Below are 25779 nucleotides of genomic sequence, written 5' to 3'. Positions count from 1 at the left end.
AAACGGGCACATAGGAGCGAAGAATGTGTTATACCAAAAGTCACTAAGTACGTACTTAGTGACTTTTTTTCATCTACAGACAGCATGAACAGCATAAACCGGCACTTTTCTCGCTTTTCTGCATGAAAAAGCAATGGTATACTAAAAATCGCCCAAGAAAACGTAAGGGGAGTTAAAGTGAGTGATAAATGATGAGTTGGTTAGATAAATTTTTTAGTGTATTTTTAGGAGAAGAAAAAGCTGTAAGACCTGAAGAAGATCTAGCTGCACCAAAGCAGTCAGCTTTTGAACAGCATAAAGAATATAAAAAAATCGAAGATACGAAAGTGTATTATGAATATCCAAAAGGCAACTTTCGGTTTCCGCTCGTTCCAGATGAACCTCTGCGTGACGGAGTGAAGCCGGAGAGAAAACACGCCAAACCAAGACAGTCAAAGACTAGACAGACAACCTATCAGCCTAAACAAACGCTTCAGCCTGATATGAATAAAAAGCCATTCAAGCCAGAGCAAATTCCATCACCGATCTATGGCTATCATCAGGATATGCGTCCAAAAAAGGCAGAAGCAAAAGAGGAAGTAGGTTCAGTTCAAAGGAAAGCAGCAGAAGAAACGGCGCAGCGTGTCACATTGTTATCAGAAGAGGCAGAGCGTGAACGGAATGTCAGGCAGCAAATGAACATCCCATCTATTCAGAAAGAAAAACGTATCGAGGAAATGGTTTCAGCATCAGCAAAAGAGAGAGCGGATAAGGAGCCAGAAGTAACCCCGCATACATTGGAAGAGGAACTCGCTTATCAAGATCATGTTCAATCGACGATGGAACGTTTAACTGACGAGCCTTTCCAGCTAGAAGAAAACGAGCCAGAAGATTATCATGAAGCTGATTTACATAAGCAGCAAGCCGAAGTCTATCAGGATCAGGTGGTACAGTCCGAGCCGGAACAGGCTGCCACCAGCGATGAAGAAGAAATAAAAGACGAGCCTGTTCATCAGTTTGAAGATCATACTGTGGAAATAGACATGTTGACCTTCGAAACACCGGAACCTTCGCAGCCAGCGATTGAAATGGAAGCAGACATTCTAGCAGAAGAAGAAGCGGCGTTAACAGAAAATATGTCAGCAGAACCAGTGGAAGAAGTAGAAGCTGATCCAATAGAAGACAAACAAGAAGAAGCGCCCGCGGCAGCATATGAAGAAGCTGATCCAGTCCAACATGACCTGCAGGAAGATCAGCTGGTTCAAGAAGCTGAATTTGAAGAAGAACAAGTGATGCCAGTAGAACAAGTAACAGAGGAACAAACTGCATCTGAACCTGCAGAAACGGTCATAGAACAGACAGAGCAGCAAGAACAAACGCACGAAGTCAAGAAAGAAGAACCAAAACAGACATCTCCGCAGCCACCACGCGCAAGCGGTCAAACCACTACGGTTCCGTTTAATGTCATGATGTTAAAAAGTGATCAGCGCGTGCAAGGGCAAAAGAAAGCAGCCGATACACAAGGGTATGTTTTTCCAAGTCTCGCCCTTTTAGACGTACCGCCAGCTCAAAAAGAAGAGGACGGAACATGGGTGAAAGAGCGGGCAGAGCTGCTTAATGCGACGCTTAAAAATTTCAATGTAAGAGCAAGTGTTGTTCATGTCACACAGGGCCCTTCTGTGACAAGGTTTGAAGTACATCCAGAACCAGGTGTCAAAGTGAACAAAATCACGAACCTGTCAGATGATATTAAACTTAGTTTGTCCGCAAAGGATATTCGAATTGAAGCACCGATTCCAGGGAAGAACACGATCGGGATCGAAGTGCCAAACCTGCACAGTAAAATGGTGTTCTTAAGAGAAATGATCAGAAGCAGTGCTTTTAGAGATAATCCATCTCCTTTAACAGCAGCACTTGGATTAGATATCTCAGGCCAGCCTGTCGTGGTTGATCTGCAAAAAATGCCGCACGGCTTAATTGCTGGAGCAACTGGTTCAGGAAAAAGTGTCTGCATTAATACGATTTTAGTGAGCTTAATGTTTAAAGCATCACCAGATGAAGTGAAAATGCTCTTAATTGACCCTAAAATGGTTGAATTAGCGCCGTATAACCACATTCCGCACCTTGTGAGTCCTGTCATTACCGATGCCAAGACAGCAACAGCTGCTCTGAAATGGGTAGTGGATGAAATGGAAAGACGCTATGAACTATTTGCACACTCTGGCGTGAGAGAAATTAAACGATTCAATGAGCTTGTAAAAGAAAAACAAATGGGTGAAAAACTACCTTACCTCGTCGTGGTGATCGATGAGCTGGCCGATTTAATGATGGTCGCACCAAATGAAGTCGAAGAAAGCATCTGCCGAATTGCACAAAAAGCAAGAGCATGCGGCATTCACTTATTGATTGCGACACAAAGACCTTCTGTTGATGTCATCACAGGTCTCATTAAAGCCAATATCCCAACAAGAATTGCGTTTTCTGTTTCAAGTCAGGTTGATTCAAGAACGATCATTGACATGGCAGGTGCAGAAAAGCTTCTTGGAAAAGGAGACATGCTCTTCTTAGAAAATGGCTCCGGCAAGCCGACAAGGCTGCAAGGGAACTTTGTATCAGATCGGGAGATTGATCAAGTGGTGGCGCATGTGAGAAAGCAGCGCAAGCCAGTGTTCCTCTTTGAACAGGAGGAACTAATGCTTCAAGGCTCTGCGATTACAGACGAAGATGAATTGTTTATGGATGCCTGTCGTTTTGCCATCGAGCAGAATAGCGCTAGTACATCAAGTTTGCAGCGAAGATTTAGAATTGGCTACAATCGTGCAGCCAGACTGATTGACATGATGGAGCGCGAGGGCATGATTTCTGGTGCAAAAGGCAGTAAGCCAAGAGAAGTGCTCATGACGCTGAGTGACTTAGAACAGTTGATCTAAACAAACCACTTCATTTTTTTTATAAACATGGTATGATAGCACATAGGTGCAATTTTGTAATTGGACGCTTTTCGCATGTCTGCCAGAACGCTTTTTTATGTAAAATAAGCGGAAACAGGTGTTAGAAATGGGAAAGTTGTCGGATACTAATCATAGTTAATATTGATTAGAATAGGAAGATCGGAAAAAATCTTTATTTGGAGCTGCGATCTGTGATCAGCTAGAGGCAAAAATCACAAGTTGCAAATTGAAATGAGCGTCATATACTGTAAGTCAGATAGACGTTTGTTGGAGGTACAATTATGACTGTTTATCATTTTGTTGGAATAAAAGGGACAGGTATGAGTCCACTGGCCCAAATTCTTCATGATACTGGGTATACTGTCCAAGGATCGGATATCGAAAAACATATCTTTACACAAAAAGCATTAGAAGAACGAAATATTAAAATCCTACCATTTGACCCAGATAATATTCAGCCAGGGATGACGGTTATCGCAGGAAATGCATTCCCTGATACACACCCTGAGATTGAACGTGCCCTTTCTGAAGGGATTCCTGTCATTCGTTACCATAAATTCCTTGGAGAATACATGGATTCATTCACAAACGTTGCGATTACTGGTGCTCATGGCAAAACATCGACAACAGGACTGCTTGCTCACGTCATGCAGGCAGCAAAACCTACTTCGTACTTAATCGGTGATGGATCTGGAATGGGAAAAGAAAACAGCGAGTATTTTGTCTTTGAAGCATGCGAATACCGCAGACACTTCCTCAGCTATCATCCAGATTATGCGATCATGACCAATATTGATTTTGATCACCCTGATTATTTCTCAGATATTGATGACGTGTTTGATGCGTTTCAAAACATGGCGCTTCAAGTGAAAAAAGCGATTATTGCTTGCGGTGATGATGAGCACTTGCCAAAAATTCAAGCGAAGGTACCTGTTGTGTACTACGGTTTCAACGAAGAAAATGATTTCCAAGCTCGCAATGTTGTGAAAAATACGGAAGGCACTACATTTGATGTATTTGTACGCAATACATTTTATGATACCTTCTACATTCCTGCCTACGGAAATCATAATGTCCTCAACTCGTTAGCTGTTATCGCATTATGTCACTATGAGTCCATTGATGTAGAGCTTATCAAAGGCGCATTAAAGACATTTGGCGGTGTGAAACGACGCTTTAATGAAAAAGTGGTCGGTGAGCAGGTCTTAATTGATGATTATGCACATCATCCAACTGAAATTGAAGTTACAATCGAAGCAGCTCGCCAAAAATATCCGGACCGTGATATTGTGGCTGTCTTCCAGCCGCATACCTTCACACGTACACAGCAATTCTTAAGTGAATTTGCTGATAGTCTAAAGAAAGCCGACTATGTCTATCTTTGTGATATTTTCGGTTCAGCCCGCGAAAACATTGGGAAGCTGAGCATTGAAGATTTAAGAGGAAAAATCCCGCAGGCCCAATTGATTGAGGAAGAAGATACATCTGTGCTGAAAGCGCACGAAGATGCAATTCTGATCTTTATGGGAGCAGGCGACATTCAAAAATATTTGCGCGCTTATGAAAAAGTCGCTGTATAAATGCTAAACGAAAAGTGCCGTGTAAAACGGCACTTTTTTATTTTGAATAAAATGTGACAAAAGAGCTAAATGTGTCAACATGTGCCGCTTTTTTTCGTTCGCTGTGGACAGGAATTAGCGAATAAGTGTAGAATTATTATTCAATCGGTCATTCTAGGCGATGTTTGAATGATACAACGAGAGGGTAATGAATTGAATATGCCCGCAGCAAAGGAGGTAACAGATGATTATTATTCTATATCTAAGCGTTGCACTGATCGCAATTGCTTTCCTCATTCTTGTCATCTATTTGTCCAAAACATTAAAATCCTTACAGCTGACATTAAAGAATGTTGCATCAACTTTAGAAGGTCTTGAAGGTCAGATGCAAGGTATCACCACAGAGACAGCACAGTTGCTACATAAGACAAACAAGCTTGCTGAAGATATTCAAGACAAATCGGCAAAACTTAACACAGTTGTGGATGCGGTGCAGGGAATTGGTGGCTCGATCAACCAATTTAATACAAGCATAAAGCAGGCAGCTGGTGCGGTTTCTTCATCCGTTGAAAGAAATCAAGAAAAAGTGACGGATGTGGTAAGCTGGAGTAACGCAGCACTTGAAATTTATAAGAAATGGAAACAACGTAAACACCAAAAATAAACCATATTCGCATAGGAGGAATAATCATGAGCAAAGACGGAATCAATAGCAAAGACTTTTTGATCGGAACACTTATTGGTGGAATTGTTGGTGCAACAACAGCATTATTTTTAGCACCGAAGTCAGGGAAAGAGCTTCGCGATGATTTGAACACCCAAGCGAATGTTTTAAAAGAAAAAACAGATCGACTCGCAACAGATGCAAAAGAAAGAGGCACTGAATATGTGACGATTGCGAAAGATAAAACGTCTGAATTGTCTCAGCTTGTAGCAGAGCAGTCAAATCAGATTTTAGACAAAGTGAAAGACATAAAAGACCGTGCAGCTGGTAAAGCTAATCATGTGAAAAGTGAAGCAGAAGATGCGGTAGCTGATTTAGCAAGCGAAGCATCAGATGTAGCTGATGAAGCAAAAGTACGAGCACAAGAAGCAAAATCAGAAATTGAAGACGGCATCAAAGATGTCAAAGAAAAAGTAGAACAATCTACTAAAGGCTAACCCTCACTGCTCGAAGTGAAGAAGGAGAACATCATGTCAAAACAACTCATTGAAACAGAAGAACAGTTTGATCAACTAACGAATCAAGATGGGACCTTTGTCTTTTTTAAGCACAGTTTGACATGTCCGATCAGCCAAGCGGCTTTTCAAGAGTTTGAAGCATTTGCGTCTGCACATGAGGACGTGCCAACGTATTTCTTGCAAATCCAAAACACAAGAGAGCTTTCATCCTACGTGACTGAAAAATCGGGTGTAAAGCACGAAAGTCCTCAAGTACTCGTCTTTAGTGGTGGAAAAGTGAAGTGGCATGCATCCCACTCAAGCATTACAAAAGAAGCGCTTGAACATAATCTGTAAAAGAAAGAAACGTCAGCAGCGGCTGACGTTTTTTTTATAAAAAAAGGTTTACTTGAACGAAAAGTATGCTATAATCTTACATACAATACTTTACCGCTTAAAAGCGTTTGGGTAATAAAGAAAATTTTCGTGACAATTCCGAAATCTTTGTTTATAATAAACCCTATCATGCAAGAATGAAAAAATAAAAAGCGAGAACAGGCAGAGGAAAGGATGACAAAAATGAGCAACAATGAACTAGAAAAATTGAGGCAGCAAGCAGATGAACTAAATCTTCAAATCTTAAAACTGATCAATGAAAGAGGAAACATTGTAAAAGAAATTGGAAAAGCGAAAGAAGCGCAAGGTGTCAACCGTTATGATCCTGTCAGAGAGCGCACAATGCTGAACCAAATTCTTGAAGAAAATGATGGACCATTTGAAAACTCAACAATTCAGCATATTTTCAAAGAGATTTTCAAAGCAGGTCTAGAGCTTCAAGAAGATGACCACAGCAAAGCACTTCTTGTTTCTCGTAAGAAAAAACCAGAAAACACAATCGTGAACATCAATGGGGAAGCGATCGGTGATGGAAAGCAGCGCTTCATCGTTGGACCATGTGCTGTTGAAAGCTACGAGCAAGTTGCAGAAGTAGCTGCAGCAGCGAAACAACAAGGGTTAAAACTACTACGCGGAGGCGCATTTAAACCTCGTACAAGTCCATACGATTTCCAAGGACTTGGTGTAGACGGTCTCAAGATTCTAAAGCGTGTAGCGGATGAATACGGTCTTGCTGTCATTAGTGAAATTGTTAATCCTGCTCATATTGAAGAAGCGATTGAGCATATTGATGTCATCCAAATTGGGGCACGTAACATGCAAAACTTTGAACTGTTAAAAGAAGCCGGTTCCGTGAAGAAACCAGTTCTTTTAAAACGTGGCCTTGCAGCGACCATTTCAGAATTCATCAATGCAGCTGAATACATCATCGCCCAAGGAAATGATCAAATCATCCTTTGCGAGCGCGGTATCCGCACATACGAAACAGCAACAAGAAATACACTAGATATCTCGGCAGTGCCAATCTTGAAACAAGAGACACATTTACCAGTCTTCGTTGATGTGACGCATTCAACTGGACGTAGAGATCTTCTCCTTCCAACGGCAAAAGCAGCTCTTGCGATTGGAGCAGACGGTGTTATGGCAGAAGTACATCCAGATCCATCTGTTGCTCTATCTGATTCAGCGCAGCAAATGGACATTCCACAATTCGAAAAATGGTTAGATGCGTTAAGACCACTTGTCAACATTCACGCGTAATCATAGATAGAAATAGCCGCCGGAGACTGCCCGGCGGTTTTTTTATGGAGAAAATACGATGAAGTTTGGGAATGAAAGGAAGAAAGCACATTGCAAGCTCAAAAAGAGCTTGTTCACAATGTTTTCATTTTTAAAAACCGATAGAATCTGTTAAGATCATTGTCATAGCTGGCGTTCTCGATGGTTTTTTATGAAATATGATTCAAATTACAGGTAACAAGCTGTTTAAAGTTTGTTTAATTTAGTTATAAAAAGAAAGGGAACGTTTTCATATGACAAAAAAACGTGTATAATTTCATAAAAGAATGTCATTTTGATGTAGATTGAAAAATTATGTGTCTCTTTTCATCGTTTTAATGACAAATAGGATATTATTTTCCTCGTATCTGACATGTCTCAATCCAATTGGTGAATGCTATAGATATGAAGTGTATTTGAAGGAGTGATTTATGTGAATAATGTTACAATATATGATGTAGCAAGAGAAGCAAATGTAAGTATGGCAACGGTATCACGCGTAGTAAATGGTAATCCAAACGTAAAACCAACAACAAGAAAAAAGGTGCTTGAAGCGATTGATCGCCTTGGCTATCGTCCGAATGCAGTGGCACGAGGCCTAGCAAGTAAAAAAACAACGACAGTTGGGGTCATCATCCCTGATATTTCTAGTATCTTCTATTCGGAATTAGCACGCGGTATTGAAGATATCGCCACGATGTATAAATACAACATCATTTTGAGCAACTCAGATCAAAATACTGATAAAGAGCTTCATTTGTTAAATACGATGCTCGGTAAACAAGTAGACGGAATTGTCTTTATGGGCGGAAACATCACAGACGTGCATGTGGAAGAATTTAAGCGCTCTCCTGTACCGATTGTTCTTGCAGCATCTGTTGAAGAGCAAGCTCAAACACCATCTGTCAACATCAACTATGAGCAGGCCATTTATGATTCTGTTCAGCTGTTAGTTGAAAAAGGGCATAAACGAATTGCGTTTGTTTCTGGTCCAATGTCAGAACCAATTAATTCCGTGAGAAAACTTGCGGGTTATAAGCGTGCGCTTGAAGAAGCGGGCATCGCGTTTGACGATGCACTCGTCGCTGAAGGCGATTACTCTTATGATTCTGGAATTGAAGCACTCGCTCATCTGCTCGAGCAGTCTGACAAGCCGACAGCTGTTATCGCAGCTACAGATGAAATGGCGCTAGGTGTCATTCACGGAGCACAAGACAGAGGGGTATCCATTCCTGAAGATTTAGAAGTGATTGGCTTCGATAACACAAGACTTTCTCTCATGGTGCGTCCTCAGCTGACAACAGTCGTTCAACCGACATATGATATTGGTGCTGTTGCCATGAGACTGCTCACAAAGCTGATGAACAAAGAACAAGTGGACGATCAAATTGTTGAGCTTCCGCACAGAATTGAAGAAAGACAATCAACAAAATAAAACAAAAAAAGCAGGCTTACCTTGTGAGGGAAAGCCTGCTTTTCTTATGCCTTTTTCTTTTCTCTTCTAACAGGCATGAGTGCTTTTTCTACTGTTTGAGCATTCTTTTCTGTGATTTCTGCTTTTCTTGGGATCGGTGGATATAAATCGTCAGGGTCTCTCCACGTAGGTGGAAGGGTAACAGGCGATTGCTTATTCCAGGCTTGAATCCAATCCCGAGGGAGTTCATCTGGCGGTGTAATGCCTTTCATCTCAAGCCAAATACGGCTCCACGCTCTTGGAACGACGCGCCAAATATCATATCCCCCTCCGCCAACAGCGATCCATTTGCCGTCACAATATTGATGCGCAAGTTCATGGGCAAGTCTAGGAATTTCCTCATATATTTTCATAGTGGCAGATAAATGAGTTAACGGATCATAGTAGTGTGCATCAGCTCCGTTTTGCGTCAAAATCACATCTGGTTTAAAAAAAGCAGCAATCTCAGTCACTGCTGTTCGGTATGCTTCGAGGAACGATTCATCTTCCGTAAATGCATCTAGCGGAATATTATAGGCGTAGCCATAGCCTTTATCGTGGCCTCTTTCCTGTACTTGTCCGGTTCCAGGGAACAAGTAGCGTCCTGTTTCATGAATGGAGACTGTACATACCTCTGGGTCGTCATAGAAGCTGAACTGGACACCATCGCCGTGATGAGCATCCGTATCAATATATAAAATTCTAGCGCCATATGTCTTTTGAATATATTGAATCGCCACAGAGCTGTCATTATAAATACAAAAGCCAGATGCACGCCCTTTGAACCCGTGGTGAAGCCCGCCGCCAAGATTGAGTGCATGCTGGGAATGACCGAGCATCACTTGATCAACCGCTGTTAACGTTCCTCCAACAAGGAGAGATGCCGCCTCATGCATGCCTGCGAACATCGGTGTATCCTCTGTGCCAAGACCGTAGCGTTCTCCCTCTGCTGTAGACAGCTTTCCTTCACTTGCCCGCTGCACGGCCTGGATATAATCTGCTGTATGGACGAGCTTTAATTCCTCCAGAGTAGCCATACGCGGTGCGACAATTTCATCCTCTGTTAACGCCTTCATTTTTTGAAGAAGATCATAAGTTAAGTAGACACGAAGCTGATTGAAGGGATGATCTTGGTTAAATTGGTACGTTTGAAAAGATGGTGAAAAAACAAAGGTCGCTTCCTTCATTTGATCGTCTGCTCCATAGGCCAGAGCACCTTATAGCCTTTTGCGCGAATCAGCTTCGTCACATGATCTGCATGAATGGTTTGAAGGCGGAATACGAGCACTTTAGAAGCCTCATTGGCATGAGGATACACAAGTACACTCAGCAATTGAATATGCTGCTCCTTTAAAATGGCTGTAATGTCTGCGAGGCCTTCAGTCATCTGCTCCACTTCAACCTCTAAGTGTGATCCAGGCTGATCTGCACCTGTCAGTCTTACAAACGTACGAAGCAGATCTGTTTTTGTGATAATGCCTACAAGCTTGCCGCGTCTCACCACTGGAAGACAGCCGATTCCGTGCTCAAAAAAGACACTTGATATCTCCTCAACGAAATCAAGCGGGTGAGCAGTGATCGTCTCTAATACCATGATCTCTTCGACTGGCCGCTGAATAAAGAGCTTTCTTTTCTCTGTCTCAAAAATACTTGGACTGGCATTTTTAATATCCCGATCTGTCACCATCCCAATGACAGATCCTTGATCAGATACGATCGGAATATGCCGGATGTGGTGTGCACTCATTTTTTGAATGGCTTCTTCAATCGTATCGGTTTTTCGCAGCGTGATCACATCACGCTCCATAATTTGTTCAATCATCATTGTTTACCAATCCCCTTTGCCAAAAAAACGAATTGAACGTTAATACATAAAGCGCTGATGGAAGCGAAGACGATCGAAACGCTCGATCGAATCAGGACTCACATGTTTCCCAATTCTGGCCATTAAACAATTGGCTGGATGTGAGCTAATCTCTGGCTCGTCTGTTGCAAACCAGACAAGACCGCCTGCGTTCATCATTTTCTCCATCATTTTGCGGTACTCCCAAACGTTTTTCTTTGTCCCCTTTAAATCCCAATGCCAGTAATATTCAGTTGTAATGATGATGTAATTCTCCATTTGCTCATCCATCATGCTCACATCAAGCAAATGCTTGCCAAGTGAGCATCCTCTAAATGGAGGAGCGACCTCAATTGCGCCAAGCTCAATTAAATTCTCCATTTTGCCCTCTGACCAGCGCTCAAGTGGATCAGGATACAAATACGTGACATAGCCTACGACAAGCTCATTCACTCTTGCAATGATAATACGTCCTTCTGGAAGATCTGCTATTTCAACAAGTGCTTGTTTCTGTTCCTCAGGCGTGCGAAATGCCGTTAGTCCTTCATGAAACGTATAGTTCGCAAGCTCTGATGCAAGTACCGGTCCTTCAATCAGGATGGAACCTGTTTCTCGCTCAATGGTTTTTGAATAATAAGTTTTAGGATGCTCCACGTATCCACCGCCCCTAATTCTAGTGAGTCGTCTCTATTCTATCTTAAATCTTGCAATAATTAAAACGGTTTCATCAGAAGTTTTTTAAAAATTGAGAAAAAAAGTCATCTATACTATAATGGTCATTGTAAACGTATGCAAAGGGGGACTGTTTGATGAAATTGGAAACGCTACCATCAGTAAAAGGGGATTATCATTTAAATGATTATGAGCAGGCATACAAAGATTTTTCATGGGAGGAAGCTAGAAAAAACTTCTCCTGGTATGAAACAGGAAAAATAAATGCAGCCTATGAAGCGATTGACAGACATGCGGACTCGTTTCGTCAGAACAAGGTGGCGCTTCACTACAAAGATTCACAGCGGGATGAAAAGTATACGTTCAGGGATATGAAAATCAACACAAACAAAGCGGGAAATCTATTCAAAGAAAAGGCACATGTGAAAAAAGGGGATCGCGTGTTTATCTTTATGCCAAGATCACCTGAGCTCTATTTTCTTTTGCTAGGCGCAGTGAAAATTGGGGCGATCGTTGGCCCGTTATTTGAGGCATTTATGGAAGGTGCCGTCAAAGACCGTTTAGAGAATAGTGAGGCAAAGGTGATTGTGACAACACCTGATCTGCTTGAGCGAATTCCATTTGCAGAGCTTCCAAAGCTTGAATCTGTCATCATTGTCGGCGGTGAAAATGAAGACGTCGATGGCGTTCGGACAATTCACTATGAAGAGGCGTTTGAGGAGGCAGCAAAGGAGCTTGAAATTGAATGGATGGATGAAAAAGACGGCTTCCTGCTTCATTACACATCAGGATCTACTGGTACGCCAAAGGGTGTGCTTCATGTCCATGGTGCAATGGTGCAGCAAGGCCAGACTGGTAAATGGGTGCTTGACTTGAAAGAAGATGACGTTTACTGGTGTACAGCTGATCCAGGCTGGGTTACAGGCACAGTGTACGGTATTTTTTCACCGTGGTTTAATGGGGCGACGAATGTGATTTTAGGCGGCCGGTTTAATCCTGATACGTGGTATGAAACCATTGAATCACTCGGTGTAACCGTTTGGTACAGTGCCCCGACAGCCTTTAGAATGCTCATGGGGGCAGGGGATGACCTCATTCAAAAATATGACCTCAGCTCGCTCCGTCATGTGCTAAGTGTGGGAGAGCCTCTTAATCCAGAAGTCATCCGCTGGGGAGATGCTGTTTTTGGCAAGCGAATTCACGACACTTGGTGGATGACAGAAACAGGTGCACAGCTGATTTGTAATTATCCATGCATGGACATCAAGCCGGGCTCGATGGGAAAACCAATTCCAGGCGTAGAAGCGGCGATTGTGGATAATGCAGGAAATGAACTTCCGCCATACCGGATGGGCAACCTTGCGATTAAAAAAGGCTGGCCTTCTATGATGCATACGATCTGGAACAATCCTGAAAAATATGAATCTTACTTTATGCCGGGAGATTGGTATGTTTCAGGAGATTCAGCTTATATGGACGAAGACGGATACTTTTGGTTCCAGGGACGTGTCGATGACGTCATCATGACGTCAGGAGAGCGGGTCGGTCCATTTGAGGTAGAAAGTAAACTGGTTGAACATCCAGCCATTGCAGAGGCTGGTGTCATTGGAAAGCCAGATCCGGTCCGCGGTGAGATTATTAAAGCATTTATTGCGCTCAGAAGCGGATATGAGCCGACAGATGAGCTGAAAGAAGAGATTCGTACGTTTGTGAAAAAAGGACTCGCAGCACATGCGGCACCGCGAGAAATTGAATTTAAAGACAAACTGCCAAAAACGAGAAGCGGAAAAATTATGAGACGTGTGCTAAAGGCGTGGGAGCTGAATTTACCTGCTGGTGACCTTTCGACAATGGAAGATTAATTTTTTCATCAGTTGACTTGATATCAAAAGTGTGTTAAAAATGACATTAGTTGAATATGAAAAGGTTTTGACTGAGATTCAGTAGAATGATCTTTCCCTGTTTAAGAGAGCTGACGGCTGGTGCAAGTCAGTACAAAGAGATATTCGAATTACCCTCACGAACCGCTTTTACGAAAAGGAGCATGCCCTGATTAGTGAAAGAACGGATCTGTCCGTTATCAGTGTAAGTGAAAAGACAAGATTTTTTGTCTTTTAAGCAGGGTGGTACCGCGATATATATCGTCCCTTCGTTCATTCGAAGGGGCGTTTTTTTGTTGAATTGTAAAAAAAGGAGATTTGGATATGAGTCAATTGATGGAAGAGCTATCGTTCAGAGGATTAATTCAGCAGCAAACAGATGAAGAAGGTTTAACAAAATTATTAGCAGAAGAGAAAATCAAGCTATACTCCGGCTTTGATCCGACAGCTGACAGCTTACACATTGGTCATCTATTGCCAATTTTAACATTACGCAGATTCCAAGAAGCAGGTCATCACCCGATTGCTCTTGTTGGCGGTGCGACTGGACTCATTGGCGATCCTAGTTTCAAAAAAGCAGAACGTTCACTCAACCCAGCAGAAATCGTCGAACAGTGGTCAGATAAAATCAAAGGACAGCTGTCTCAATTTCTTGATTTTGAAGCAGGCGAGAACCCAGCCGTCATCGTGAATAACTACGACTGGATCAGCCAAATGAATGTTATCACGTTCCTTCGTGATATTGGAAAGAACTTCGGTGTAAACTTTATGCTGGCAAAAGATATCGTGAGCTCACGTATCGAAACAGGGATTTCTTACACAGAATTCAGCTACGTCATCCTGCAGTCTTTAGACTTCTTAAACCTTTACAGAAATGAAAATTGTAAGCTGCAAATCGGCGGAAGTGACCAGTGGGGAAATATCACATCTGGACTTGAGCTGATCCGTAAGTCTGAAGCAGAAGGAGCAAAAGCATTCGGGCTGACGATGCCGCTTGTCACAAAAGCAGACGGCACAAAGTTTGGTAAAACAGAAGGTGGCGCTATCTGGTTAGATAAAGAAAAAACGTCACCATATGAGTTCTACCAATTCTGGATTAACACAGATGACCGTGATGTCGTGAAATACTTAAAATACTTTACGTTCTTATCAAAAGAAGAGATCGCATCGTATGAAGAAAAAGTGCAAACAGCACCTGAAAAGCGTGAAGCGCAGCGCCGTCTAGCAGAGGAAGTGACAACACTTGTACATGGCCGTGAGTCACTAGAACAGGCAGTCAACATCTCAAATGCACTATTTAAAGGCGAGATCAAATCTCTTACAGCTGAAGAAGTGAAAGTAGGCTTTAAGGATGTTCCATCAATGGAGAAAAGCAGCACAGAAGAATTAACACTAGTTGATATTCTTGTGGAATCAAAGCTGTCTCCATCAAAGCGTCAAGCACGTGAAGATATCACAAATGGTGCTGTCTCCATCAACGGAGAGAGACAAACAGATAAAGACTATGTGCTCTCAGCTGACGACCGAATTGAAAACCAATTTACCGTTTTAAGAAGAGGGAAAAAGAAATACTTCCTTGTGACGTATAAATAAATCTTTATGAAACAGTAAACATCATGAAAAAGCACCTCAAATGTTCGTGTACATTGAGGTGCTTTTCTTTTTTATGTAGAAGTAGCTCATTCGTCTGCTTCTTGTTCAAGGAGTGAATCTTTGTTTGTATAAGCATGTTCTACCTTACAAATTCGGGTAGTATAGGATTCATACCAATCCTTTTTCCCCTTTTTTTGAACACGCTGATGTGCTGTATGTGCTTTCCATTCTTTGATGGCTGCTAATGAATCCCAGTAAGAGACAGTGATCCCAACACCACGTTCATCTCGTACACTTTCTATTCCAAGAAACCCATCTAGATCTTTCGCTAATTCTTCCATTTTTTGAGCAGCCGCAGCGTATTCTTTCTGCTCAACATTTGTTCGTTTTGATGTGAAAATCACAGCATAGTAGGGTGGAGCAGGGGTTTGCGTAAATAGCATCTAGTAGAACCTCCTTTTTCTATTGATATTATATATGAAAGAAAGAAGGTCTCGTAGTCTTTTTGTTTGAATTTAAAAAAGTCCAAGGTGCTTTTTGATTATTTATATTTCTGTAAAATCATCTCATAAACATTACCTTGTTCACTTTTCTGACATATTTTTCTTTTATAAAATAGAGTCGTATAAGATGAATAAGGGGGAATGAAAGTGATTTTTGTTAAGAAAAGGAGTTTGCAAATTCTCGTTGCACTTGCATTGGTGATTGGTTCAATGGCTTTTATCCAGCCGAAAGAGGTGAAGGCGGCTGAGCATAATCCGGTTGTGATGGTACATGGTATTGGTGGTGCCTCTTATAACTTTTATTCTATTAAAAGTTACTTGGTTGGACAAGGCTGGGATCGAAATCAATTATATGCTATCGATTTCATAGACAAAACAGGAAATAACCGCAACAATGGTCCGCGTCTATCCAGATTCGTCAAAGATGTGTTAGACAAAACGGGTGCCAAAAAAGTAGATATTGTGGCTCATAGTATGGGCGGGGCGAACACATTATACTATATTAAAAATCTTGATGGCGGAGATAAAATTGAAAACGTTGTCACGATTGGTGGAGCAAACGGACTTGTTTCAAGCAGAGCACTGCCAGGAACAGATCCAAATCAGAAAATTCTTTACACATCCGTTTATAGTTCAGCAGATCTCATCGTCGTCAACAGCCTCTCTCGCTTAATTGGCGCAAAAAACGTCCTGATTCACGGCGTTGGCCATATCGGTCTATTAACCTCAAGCCAAGTGAAAGGCTATATTAAAGAAGGACTGAACGGCGGAGGACAGAATACGAATTAAAAAACGAAAAAAGGCAGCGGCATATGCTGTCTTTTTTGATGTCAATTGGCATATGGCAGCTGTTAGATGAAAGAGATCTTGAAAAGGGAAGTATAACGATGACACAAAACAGATAAAGCATCGTATATAACCGAATAAAAACATGTACAAAACGTTCGCCATTCCGTACACTACATGTAGTGAATAAGAATCTTCGGAGGTGGGCGTTTGTGAAAACGAATCAAAAGGCTTTCATCATTGTAGATGTACAAAAAGCGTTCGAGCATGAAAAATGGGGAGAACGCAATAACCTAGAGGCAGAGGAGAATATTAGCCGGCTATTGACGTTTTGGAGAGAGAAAGGCTGGAAAGTGATTCATATTCAGCATACATCCGACAATCCGGAATCTGTCTTTCATCCAGCAAATGAAGGGCACCTTTTTAAAGATATTGCTAAACCGCTAGAGGAAGAAACGGTGATACAAAAGAAAGTCAACAGCAGCTTTATAGGTACAAGCCTAGAAGAACAACTAAGATCAAACCAGATTGACACGGTCGTCATCGCAGGATTAACAACCCCTCATTGCGTATCAACAACGACAAGAATGAGCGGAAATCTTGGTTTTGATACGTACCTGATCTCAGATGCAACAGCTGCCTTTGGATTAACAGATCAAAATGGTACATATTTTGACCCAGAAACGATCCACCGGCTCTCACTTGCAACCTTGCATGATGAATTTGCGACTGTCATGACAACAGAGCAGCTCATCGCAAAATGGACAAGTCAAGAATGAACGATTGGAAGCTCCTAGAAAGAAATCTAGGAGCTTTTTTCATGCTAATGATATGTGTCCAGCGATTGTTTTCGTTGTTTCTTACGTGAGTAAAAGAGATCAATCTCAATAAATAAAAAACTGACAAAGAATGATAAAATTAATACGCCGGAATCCCTTATCGATACATTCATTAAATTTAAGTAAAGGACATACTTGATGGAGAGATGTAAAACGATCCAAGAACTCACCCATTCCAAAACATAAGTGAGCCATACAGGAAGTTTAAGGAGATAAGCCAGTCCTTTTCCTATGAATAGAAGGAAAGGTGACCAAAAAACAACGATAACACTCACGAACAAAGAGAAAGAGATCAAAGAAAAAAACGAATCATACGTGATGGTTTCTCCAAAAAGAAAATTCACACCTAAAACGGTGATGTATAGCAATACACTAGGAATCGCGATCACAAAGCAGATAGAAAAAAAGAGCAGGAAGATAAACAGACATGCAGCAAATCTATTGGGCGGCTCATCGATAATCTGTTTTTTTCTTAAAAGAGAATAGGCAATCACTGATAAGATTAAGAGTAAGAATAGAATGATTATGATACTAAACATGGATCTCCTCCATCTAAGTACTATAGAGAACAATACGACTGATACGTCATCTATCATTATTGTACCAATAGAAAAAAGGCACTTCAATGAAATGTTTCCTATATTTGTATATAAAAATTGAGAAAGGTTTGATTGAAGTAAGAATGGAGCAGGCAGCCGGGGAAAATAAGTGTTGAAAATGGAAGATGACTTCAAATGATTTCATGTATAATTGAGAACATACAAAAAACCCTAGAAAACCTTGAAAAATCAAGGGATCTAGGGTTTGTTTGCTCTCTCTTAGAGAAGTAATGAAATTAACGAGAGTAGAACTCAACGATTAGTTGTTCGCTGATTTCAGGCGCTAATTCAGAACGCTCTGGAAGACGAGTGAAAGTTCCTTCAAGCTTTTCAGCATCGAAAGAAAGGTATTCAGGAACGAAGTTGTTTACTTCAACTGATTCTTTCACTACTGCAAGGTTTTGAGATTTCTCACGAAGAGCAATCGTTTGACCTGGTTTCACAGAGAAAGATGGGATGTCTACACGGCTTCCATCAACAAGGATGTGACCATGGTTTACTAGCTGACGAGCTTGGCGGCGAGTACGAGCAAGGCCAAGACGGTATACTAGGTTGTCAAGGCGAGTTTCAAGAAGGATCATGAAGTTTTCACCTTGTTTACCAGGAAGTTTAGCAGCTCTGTCATATAGTGTACGGAATTGACGTTCGTTGACACCGTACATGTGACGAAGCTTTTGCTTCTCTTGTAATTGTAAACCGTATTCAGATAGTTTTTTGCGTTGTCCTGGACCATGTGGGCCTGGAGCGTAAGGGCGTTTTTCAAGTTCCTTACCTGTTCCGCTTAATGAAATGCCTAAACGGCGGGAAATCTTCCAACTTGGACCTGTATAGCGAGCCATAATGTGACTCCTCCTTATTGTTTTTATTTGTGAAAAATAAAAACCGTCTGTTCTTCCTCTTCTTCGTCATTATGTTTTCATGCATCCTCGCTCCAGCAGCAGGGAGTTACAAGATGCACCTTCATATAGAAGGAACAAAATGATACAAAAAAGCCGAACAAAAAGGCTGCCATATTTCACACAAACTCTATTATATGACGCTGGGTATGAGAAGTCAACCTATTTAGAGGCAAAGGTGACGTTCCCCATTATATAAAGAAACATAAAAAAGCAGACAATGTGCCTGCTTTTTCTGCATGATTACGCATCCGTAGAGACAGATAACGCCTGTTGAAGAATCTCTGTAAATTGAATAAGGTAGGTCTCATCTACTTCACTGAAGCGGTCTTTCACAGGACTGTCAATATCGAGCACCCCAATGATCTGTCCATTGACTTTTAGCGGAATGACTATTTCAGATTGCGATGCGGCGTCACACGCAATATGTCCAGGGAATGCATGGACATCAGCGATACGCTGCACTTCACCTGTCGCAAACGCTGTACCGCAAACGCCTTTTCCAGAAGGGATGCGCACACATGCAGGCAGTCCGTTAAATGGTCCAAGCACAAGCTCGCCGCCCTTTGCTAAATAAAAACCTGCCCAATTGACTTCAGGAAGTGAGTGATAGAGTAATGCAGCTGCATTTGCCAAGTTGGCAATCAGATCAGGTTCACCATCTGTAATGGCTTCTACCTGTTTGACAAGCAATTGATAGTCTTTTGAAGGATCGCCAGACTGTTTTTCGACATGAAACATGAAAATCTCCTACTTTCTATCTTAAAAATACATAACTTGCGTTTCGCATGTGGGATTTGTCGAGCAATTGTAAAAGGAACTTCTGCCTTCATCTTGAAGTATGTACACATGAAGAGGGGTGAGCGGATGAAAACATCAACAACCGTGCAAACAAAAGACCGTATTATGGATGCTGCCATCAGACTTTTTAACCAAAAAGGATTTTCTGGAACCTCTGTCCGTGAGATTGCGAAGGAAGCAAACGTCAACGTTGCCCACATTTCTTATTACTTTCAAGGAAAAGGAGGGCTGCTTGAGCAGCTCGTATCCGATTTTTATGAAGGTTACATTCATATGATTGAATCACATCTTCATCACATGGAAACCCGTCACGCAAAAGAATGCTTACTACATGTGGTTTTTGATATTTTATCTTATCAGCACAAGCACCGTCAATTAACCCGTTTCGTTTATCGGGAGGTGACGATTGATTCGACACTCATCAGAGAAATCATGTCGACATATTTAACAAAAGAAAAGTATTTGTTTCAGCTCATCATTGAAAAAGGAAAAAGCACCCATGTTATTTGTGAGCAGCTTTCACTCGCATCCTTTATGATTCAGCTGAAATCACTTCTCATGATGCCATATTTACAGCCGCAATATTTAACAGAGGTGCTTTATTTGAACCCAAGTGAGCCGTATTTCTATCAAATGTACTTTAAAGAGCTGAGCCGCTCGCTTCATCATCTGTTAGAACCAAAAGAGCCGGCATTAGATTCTCATCTGAACCTCATGATGTCCTCGAATTGATCATACGCATATCCGAGATCTTCCGCTTGATGGGCATCAGAGCCGAATATGAGCGGAATTTTTTTCTTTTTGGCAAGGTCAATCATCCATGGATCTAAATAGATACTTCTGGCATATGTTTTACGAAGACCTGATGTATTAAAATCTAAGGACATGCCTTTTTTTGCCGTTTCTTCAAGGCAAAGGGTGACCTTTTGACAAAGTTCAGGTGACATTTCATATGGAAAAAGCTGTTTGAATTTCTGGACAAGGGTGATATGACCGATTCTCTTTGGCTTAAATTGGCCTAAAGATGATAGAATAGAAGAATGAATTTGGTCATAGTAGCTTTGGTAGACCTGTTCGATGCTGCCATAGATGCTTATTAGCTGCTGGAAGGCATGCTCGTCAAAATCAAGGCAAATATAATCATCGCCAGCAGGAAGAAAGTGTACAGATAAAATGGCGTCGTCTAGCTCTGGACCGTAGCAGTCTAAAAAGGTTCTAGTTTCCTCTTCATACTCTTTGATAAAGTCAACCTCAAGCCCAGTTTTTACTATTAATTGTCCTTTATATTCTTGTTTCAGCTGAGCCAGTTTCGTGATATACGCTTCAAGGTCTAGGAGCTTCATGGCACTATCCTGCTCAGGTGTTGGATCTTGAAACGATGGAGGCAGCGGGGCATGCTCGGTAAAGGTTATGGAATCAAATCCCTTTTTGATGGCTTTTTCAATATAAGAATGAAAAGAATCAAGCGAACCGTGCGGGCAAAACGGTGTATGTAGATGTGCATCTTGTTTCAGCATGTCGTCACCTCTTGTCGATATTTTGAAAAACGTAATGTTTATCAGCGAAAATAATGAAAAATCATGACCAAAAATGCTGGTTACATGGTATCATAATAACAATGAAAACGACAGCTTCCGCATACATAAAAGCAGGTCACATTGATACGTGTGATCAAATGATAGAAAGCGCACAAATACTTTCTTGAAAAAACATACATAAAACCGTGAATGGATGGTATTGGAAAACATACGATCCTGCTTATAAAAAACAAATGCAAAGCGGACACGAAAGGGTTCTCAGGTCTACTCGGGACACTTTTACCCTGACATCACTTAGATCACAACAAGGGGGCTCATTATGGAGTTTATCATCGGTTTAATTGTCATTTTGCTTGCTTTGTTTTCAGTCGGTTATTTCCTGCGAAAAAATATATATAAAGAGATTGACCGATTGGAAGCATGGAAAATTGAAATTTTAAACAGATCAATTGTAGAAGAAATTTCAAAGATCAAACATTTAAAAATGACCGGAGAAACAGAGCAATTTTTTGAAAGATGGCGTGCAGAGTGGGACGATATCGTCACAGCCCATCTTCCAAAGGTAGAGGAGCTATTATATGATGCAGAAGAGTATTCTGATAAATATCGATTCTCCAAAGCCAAGCAGGTTCTTACGCACATTGAGGACTTGCTGAGTGCTGCTGATTCGAACATTGAAGACATTTTAAAAGAGATTGCAGACCTTGTCACAAGCGAGGAGCAAAATCGCAAGGACATTGAAAAGGTCAAAGAACAATATCAAACAGTTCGAAAAAATCTGCTTGCGTACAGCCATTTATACGGCACCCTTTATGACAAAATGGAGCAGGACTTAGATGAGGCCTGGGAAGGGATCAAGCAGTACGAGGAAGAGACAGAAAACGGAAACTATATGAAAGCAAGAAAGATTTTGCTTGAGCAAGACCGCAGACTCGATCAGCTTCAGCTGTATATCAATGATGTACCGAAGCTCATTGCAGACTGCAAACAAACCGTACCAGGCCAGCTGACGAAGCTGAAAGACGGATATAAAGAAATGACAGACAAAGGCTACAAGCTCGAGCATATCCAGATCACTAAAGAGCTTGAGAACTTAAACAAACAGCTGACCCGTGCGGAAAAACTGCTGATTGATGAACTCAATCTGGATGAAGCATCAAGCATTCTCCAAATGATTGATGATGCAATTCAGACGCTGTATGATCAGCTTGAAGCGGAAGTAGAAGCAGGGCAGGAAATCAAAAGCAAAATGCCTGAGCTGACGGAAGCATTTGAAAAACTCGAGCAGGATCACACGCAAACAAAGGCAGAAACAGCTCTTGTAAAAGAAAGCTACAAACTGACAGCCGGAGAGCTTGATCAACAGAAGGCGTTCGAAAAACGCTTAGAAGAAATTGAAAAGCTCATGAAACAAATTCGAGAGAAGCTTGATCGTGATCATGTCGCATATTCATTATTAATGGATGAAATCAATCAGCTCGAAACCTTTATCGATGATGCAAAAGCATTGCATGATACGTTTAAAGATCACCTTCAATCATTAAGAAAAGAAGAGCTGCAAGCGAGAGAAACACTGGCTGAGCTCAAAACGATGCTGACAGATACAGTGCGTCAGCTGCAAAAAAGCAATATTCCAGGTGTACCTGCTGACATGAAAGAGCAGGCTGAAAAAGCGCAGGAGATGATTCAGCAAGTGCACGAGCAGCTGGAGAACCTGCCGCTCAACATGCCAGCCGTGAATGAGCAATTAAAAGAAGCCTCTGACACAGTGAGACATGTTGTGGATGAGACGGAAGAAATGCTCACTAAAGTGGATCAAATTGAACGAATCATTCAATACGGTAATCGTTTTAGAAGCCAAAATCATATTCTTTCTGAACAATTAAAAGAGGCAGAGCGAAGATTTTATGCATTCGATTATAACGGTTCATTTGATGTAGCAGCAGCTGCTGTTGAAAAAGCATCACCTGGAGCCGTTCAGAAGCTATTAGCTCAGCAGGAAAAAGAATATCAGCATCAATAAAAAAAGCTGAAGTCCATTGATAGGACTTCAGCTTTTTTGTATTATGACGCCTGTTTTTGGCGTTCTTCTGAAGTAGAAGAAGTGAAAAGTGAGATCAGGAATCCAATGGCGACTCCAAGTAACGCAGGGACAAGCCAGCCAATGCCAAGGTCATAAAAAGGCAATACTGTTTGGAAGAGGTCTTTTACTGGACCGATTGGAAGCTTTGCTGCTGCTAATCCGTCAAATAAGCTGACGCACCCTGTTAAAATTAACGAGAGGACATATACTGGTCTTCTATGTCCAAGCCATTTATCAGCAAGTGATAGAACGATGATCACAATTGCCAGCGGATAAATCGCTGTTAAGACTGGAACAGAGAAAGCAACGATATGAGCAAGTCCAAAGTTAGAAATGATGAAACTAAATAATGTAACAAGTGTCACGACCATTTTATAAGAAAGTTTAGGAATTAACTTTGAGAAATACTCTCCGCATGATGTGACAAGACCGATACTTGTTGTTAAACAAGCGACTGTAATGGCAGCTCCTAACACAATATTTCCTAGACTTCCGAAAAGGAACTGAGAAGACTGAGCTAAGATTTTGCTTCCATCTCCAACGAATCCAATGGCATGTGTACTAGAAGCACCTAGATACGCAAGTGATAGGTAAACGAAGGTTAATCCAGCAGCTGCAATCAAACCTGCTTTGATACAAGCAGAAGCCAGGGCCTTTTTACTTGTCACACCGCGTCCTTTAATCGCGTTGATGACAACAATTCCAAATACAATAGAAGCAAGAGCATCCATCGTTTTATAGCCCTCTAAAAACCCTTTGAAAAACGATCCGTTGCTATAAGATACATCTGGTGTACCAATCACGCCCATCGGTGTCAAAATGGCTTTGACAATGATAATAAAAATGATCGTAAATTTAATTGGTGTTAATATTTTCCCTACACGATCCACGATTTTCGTTGGATTTAAAGCAAGGTAATACGTAATACCGAAAAAGACGAGTGTAAATAAAAGAAGGGACAGCCAAGCTGGTACACTTGATAAAAATGGTAATGCCCCAATCTCATACGAAACTGTTCCTGTACGCGGAATAGCGAAAAGCGGCCCAATGGATAAATATAAAATGACGGTGAATGCTGTTCCAAACACTGGGTGAGCCTTATCCGCAAGTCCTTTTGCATCACGTCCTGTTAAAGCGATCGCAATAATACCTAGTAGAGGTAAACCGACACCTGTTAATAAAAATCCGCCCATTGCTCTCCATACATTTGTTCCAGCATATTGCCCAAGCTCTGGTGGATAAATCATATTTCCGGCGCCGAAGAATAAAGCAAATAACATAAAACCTATAATAACCGTATCTTTCGTCGACAATGTTGCCTTCATTGAATATAAAGCCTCCAATATTATGTTGAAATATTCTGTTAATTAGTTGTTAAAACCGTTCTTCATTAACATTCACTAATTATAAAGGATGTACGCCTGATGTCAACATGTGTTTTCATACAAAAGTCATGAATTTTTCTATTTTAGTATATGAAGAACATAAAAAAACATCCCCTTCTCCTATGGAAAGGGATGTTTTTTGTTTTGATGCTTGATTAAGCAAGCTGTTTAGGTGGACTCGTCAATAAAGAAATAAGAAGTCCAATAATAGCTCCAAGAACGGCAGGGATGGCCCAGCCGATCCCAAGACTGTATAAAGGAACAACAGCTTCTAAAAATTTAGGGAATCCGCCAAGAGGGATTTTCGCTGCCACGAGCCCGTCGATTATGGCAAAAATACCTGTAAAAATGAGTGAAGTCACATAAATAATCCGTCTTCCGTTGATCCAGCGATCAAGAAAAGATAAGAGAATGATCACGATGGCTAACGGATAAATCGCAACAAGCACTGGAACAGAGAGCGAAATAATTTGTGCCAGTCCAAGGTTTGCTACAAATGTACTGAATAAAGATACAATTAAAACAACTGTACGATAAGAAAAGCGTGGAAATAGTGAAGAAAAATATTCCCCGCAGGATGAAACAAGTCCAATACTTGTGGTCAAACAAGCAAATAAAATCGCAGCCCCTAACACAATATTTCCAGCAGAACCAAATAAAAAGTTTGCCGCAAGCGAAAGGAGTTTTCCGCCATCATTTGCTCCGACCATACCTGTAGCCTCAGGACTTGATGCTCCGACATAAGCGAGTGATATGTACACAAGAGCTAGTCCAGCAGCTGCGACAAGCCCCGCTTTAATACAGGCTGCTGCAATCGATTTACGTTCTGTAATACCACGCTCTTTCACAGCCGTGACAACGACAATTCCGAAAACGATTGAAGCAAGAGCATCCATCGTTTTGTAGCCTTCTAAAAAGCCGGTAAACAGCGGGCTTCCTGCATAGGTTGGATGTGGACTGCCAATTCCACCCATTGGTGTCGCGATTGCTTTGATCACAATTAAAGCAATGACAGCGAGTAAAATTGGTGTTAAAATTTTACCGATTCGGTCAACAAGCTTCGATGGATTTAAAGCAAGAGCATAGGTAATGCCGAAAAAAGCAATTGAAAACAAGAATAATGGAATCCATGATTCAGACTGCGCTTCAGACAGAAACGGCGCCAGCCCAATCTCATAAGAAACCGTCCCAGTACGAGGGATTGCAAAGAAAGGTCCAATGGATAAATATAATATGACGGTGAAAATGGTACCGAATGTAGGATGAGCTTTATCAGCAAGCCCTTTTGCACCTGTTCCTGTCAAGGCAACGGCAATAATGCCTAGCAGCGGAAGTCCCACGCCTGTCAGTAAAAATCCACCGATCGCAAGCCATACGTTTTCACCTGCGTACTGTCCAAGTACAGGAGGGAATATCATATTGCCTGCGCCAAAAAAGAGTGCAAACAACATTAAGCCGATGGCTAATGTGTCTGTTTGACTTAACTTATTTTTCATAAGGTTATCCCCCTATTATTTTATTTTTCCGCCATGTTTAAATATTCTGTTAATTTAGGAAAAAATATGACAATGGCACTATGCATGA

Annotated in this window: 23 protein-coding genes and 1 other annotated feature; of the genes, 13 read left to right on the top strand and 10 right to left on the bottom strand. The window is 41.3% G+C overall.

Translation table 11 applies throughout. The features are described 5' to 3' along the window. Positions 1-188 precede the first annotated feature (188 nt). The 7 genes from MHI46_RS13930 (at position 189) to ccpA (ending at position 8759) form a co-directional block, all read left to right on the top strand. Positions 189-2909, top strand: coding sequence for a DNA translocase FtsK (locus MHI46_RS13930; RefSeq protein ID WP_342502900.1), 2721 nt, complete (start codon positions 189-191; stop codon positions 2907-2909). A 302-nt stretch (positions 2910-3211) separates the two neighbouring features. Further along, positions 3212-4510, top strand: coding sequence for a UDP-N-acetylmuramate--L-alanine ligase (gene murC, locus MHI46_RS13925; RefSeq protein WP_107163215.1), 1299 nt, complete (start codon positions 3212-3214; stop codon positions 4508-4510). Positions 4511-4733: 223 nt separating this feature from the next. Beyond that, positions 4734-5153: a DUF948 domain-containing protein gene (locus MHI46_RS13920; protein WP_039180688.1), complete on the top strand. Its 420-nt coding sequence runs from the start codon at positions 4734-4736 to the stop codon at positions 5151-5153. A 26-nt stretch (positions 5154-5179) separates the two neighbouring features. Next, positions 5180-5650: a YtxH domain-containing protein gene (locus tag MHI46_RS13915; protein ID WP_047203485.1), complete on the top strand. Its 471-nt coding sequence runs from the start codon at positions 5180-5182 to the stop codon at positions 5648-5650. Between the two features lie 33 nt (positions 5651-5683). After that, positions 5684-6007, top strand: coding sequence for a bacillithiol system redox-active protein YtxJ (gene ytxJ / locus MHI46_RS13910; RefSeq protein WP_212040122.1), 324 nt, complete (start codon positions 5684-5686; stop codon positions 6005-6007). A gap of 222 nt (positions 6008-6229) precedes the next feature. Then, positions 6230-7306 carry a bifunctional 3-deoxy-7-phosphoheptulonate synthase/chorismate mutase gene (locus MHI46_RS13905; RefSeq protein WP_034279528.1) on the top strand — a complete coding sequence of 359 codons (1077 nt, stop codon included), beginning with the start codon at positions 6230-6232 and terminating at the stop codon, positions 7304-7306. A 451-nt stretch (positions 7307-7757) separates the two neighbouring features. Continuing rightward, positions 7758-8759, top strand: coding sequence for a catabolite control protein A (ccpA, locus tag MHI46_RS13900; RefSeq protein ID WP_024424851.1), 1002 nt, complete (start codon positions 7758-7760; stop codon positions 8757-8759). 44 nt (positions 8760-8803) lie between these two features. Here the strand turns inward: ccpA and MHI46_RS13895 are convergent, their stop codons facing one another. The 3 genes from MHI46_RS13895 to MHI46_RS13885 are packed head-to-tail and all read right to left on the bottom strand — an operon-like array spanning position 8804 to position 11274. After that, positions 8804-9964: an acetoin utilization protein AcuC gene (locus MHI46_RS13895; protein WP_039180680.1), complete on the bottom strand. Its 1161-nt coding sequence runs from the start codon at positions 9962-9964 to the stop codon at positions 8804-8806. Then, positions 9961-10602, bottom strand: coding sequence for a CBS and ACT domain-containing protein (locus tag MHI46_RS13890; RefSeq protein ID WP_024424849.1), 642 nt, complete (start codon positions 10600-10602; stop codon positions 9961-9963). The genes MHI46_RS13895 and MHI46_RS13890 overlap by 4 nt, the downstream gene beginning before the upstream one ends. A 39-nt stretch (positions 10603-10641) precedes the next feature. Then, positions 10642-11274 carry a GNAT family N-acetyltransferase gene (locus MHI46_RS13885; RefSeq protein WP_064497811.1) on the bottom strand — a complete coding sequence of 211 codons (633 nt, stop codon included), beginning with the start codon at positions 11272-11274 and terminating at the stop codon, positions 10642-10644. 155 nt (positions 11275-11429) lie between these two features. On the opposite strand from MHI46_RS13885, the gene acsA reads away from it, so the two are divergent. Both acsA and tyrS read left to right on the top strand, forming a co-directional pair. Continuing rightward, a complete protein-coding gene (acsA, locus tag MHI46_RS13880) occupies positions 11430-13154 on the top strand; it encodes an acetate--CoA ligase (RefSeq protein ID WP_064497812.1) in 1725 nt (574 codons plus the stop codon). Positions 13155-13212: 58 nt separating this feature from the next. Next, positions 13213-13444: a binding site (T-box leader), on the top strand. A 52-nt stretch (positions 13445-13496) separates the two neighbouring features. Continuing rightward, positions 13497-14765, top strand: coding sequence for a tyrosine--tRNA ligase (gene tyrS, locus MHI46_RS13875; protein WP_039180668.1), 1269 nt, complete (start codon positions 13497-13499; stop codon positions 14763-14765). A gap of 86 nt (positions 14766-14851) precedes the next feature. Here tyrS and MHI46_RS13870 read toward each other — a convergent pair whose 3' ends face one another. Then, positions 14852-15208: an antibiotic biosynthesis monooxygenase gene (locus MHI46_RS13870; RefSeq protein WP_144491314.1), complete on the bottom strand. Its 357-nt coding sequence runs from the start codon at positions 15206-15208 to the stop codon at positions 14852-14854. Between the two features lie 207 nt (positions 15209-15415). Between MHI46_RS13870 and MHI46_RS13865 the strand changes: the two genes are divergently transcribed. After that, positions 15416-16057, top strand: a complete 642-nt coding sequence (locus MHI46_RS13865) for a triacylglycerol lipase (protein WP_212043825.1) — start codon at positions 15416-15418, stop codon at positions 16055-16057. Positions 16058-16266: 209 nt separating this feature from the next. Further along, a complete protein-coding gene (locus MHI46_RS13860; RefSeq protein ID WP_342502899.1) occupies positions 16267-16833 on the top strand; it encodes a cysteine hydrolase family protein in 567 nt (188 codons plus the stop codon). Between the two features lie 44 nt (positions 16834-16877). Here MHI46_RS13860 and MHI46_RS13855 read toward each other — a convergent pair whose 3' ends face one another. From MHI46_RS13855 to MHI46_RS13845, 3 genes are all read right to left on the bottom strand, one after another. After that, positions 16878-17432 (bottom strand): hypothetical protein, encoded by a 555-nt coding sequence (locus MHI46_RS13855; RefSeq protein ID WP_260774633.1) that lies wholly within the window; start codon positions 17430-17432, stop codon positions 16878-16880. A gap of 296 nt (positions 17433-17728) precedes the next feature. Continuing rightward, positions 17729-18331: a 30S ribosomal protein S4 gene (rpsD, locus tag MHI46_RS13850; protein ID WP_039180654.1), complete on the bottom strand. Its 603-nt coding sequence runs from the start codon at positions 18329-18331 to the stop codon at positions 17729-17731. A gap of 300 nt (positions 18332-18631) precedes the next feature. Then, positions 18632-19129 (bottom strand): GAF domain-containing protein, encoded by a 498-nt coding sequence (locus tag MHI46_RS13845; RefSeq protein WP_024426170.1) that lies wholly within the window; start codon positions 19127-19129, stop codon positions 18632-18634. A 126-nt stretch (positions 19130-19255) separates the two neighbouring features. On the opposite strand from MHI46_RS13845, the gene refZ reads away from it, so the two are divergent. Next, positions 19256-19921 carry a forespore capture DNA-binding protein RefZ gene (gene refZ, locus MHI46_RS13840; RefSeq protein ID WP_034624245.1) on the top strand — a complete coding sequence of 222 codons (666 nt, stop codon included), beginning with the start codon at positions 19256-19258 and terminating at the stop codon, positions 19919-19921. Here the strand turns inward: refZ and hisJ are convergent. Next, on the bottom strand, positions 19891-20706 hold the full coding sequence (gene hisJ / locus MHI46_RS13835; RefSeq protein WP_260774632.1) for a histidinol-phosphatase HisJ: 816 nt from the start codon (positions 20704-20706) through the stop codon (positions 19891-19893). The two genes, refZ and hisJ, sit on opposite strands and share 31 nt — an antisense overlap. 340 nt (positions 20707-21046) lie before the next feature. Between hisJ and ezrA the strand changes: the two genes are divergently transcribed. Next, the gene (ezrA, locus tag MHI46_RS13830) at positions 21047-22750 is read left to right on the top strand and encodes a septation ring formation regulator EzrA (protein WP_260774631.1); all 1704 of its coding nucleotides are present in this window, start codon (positions 21047-21049) and stop codon (positions 22748-22750) included. 41 nt (positions 22751-22791) lie between these two features. Here ezrA and brnQ (MHI46_RS13825) read toward each other — a convergent pair whose 3' ends face one another. Both brnQ (MHI46_RS13825) and brnQ (MHI46_RS13820) read right to left on the bottom strand, forming a co-directional pair. Continuing rightward, entirely contained in the window at positions 22792-24135 is a 1344-nt protein-coding gene (gene brnQ, locus MHI46_RS13825) for a branched-chain amino acid transport system II carrier protein (RefSeq protein WP_260774630.1), read from the bottom strand. A 215-nt stretch (positions 24136-24350) separates the two neighbouring features. Further along, positions 24351-25691 (bottom strand): branched-chain amino acid transport system II carrier protein, encoded by a 1341-nt coding sequence (gene brnQ, locus MHI46_RS13820; RefSeq protein ID WP_260774629.1) that lies wholly within the window; start codon positions 25689-25691, stop codon positions 24351-24353. Between the last annotated feature and the right edge of the window lie 88 nt (positions 25692-25779).

Origin of the sequence: Bacillus sp. FSL K6-1000 (genome assembly GCF_038630785.1) — a bacterium.
GTDB lineage: Bacteria > Bacillota > Bacilli > Bacillales > Bacillaceae > Bacillus > Bacillus safensis.
Note: the sequence above shows the minus strand (reverse complement) of the source record. Positions and strands in the feature narration are given on the sequence as shown.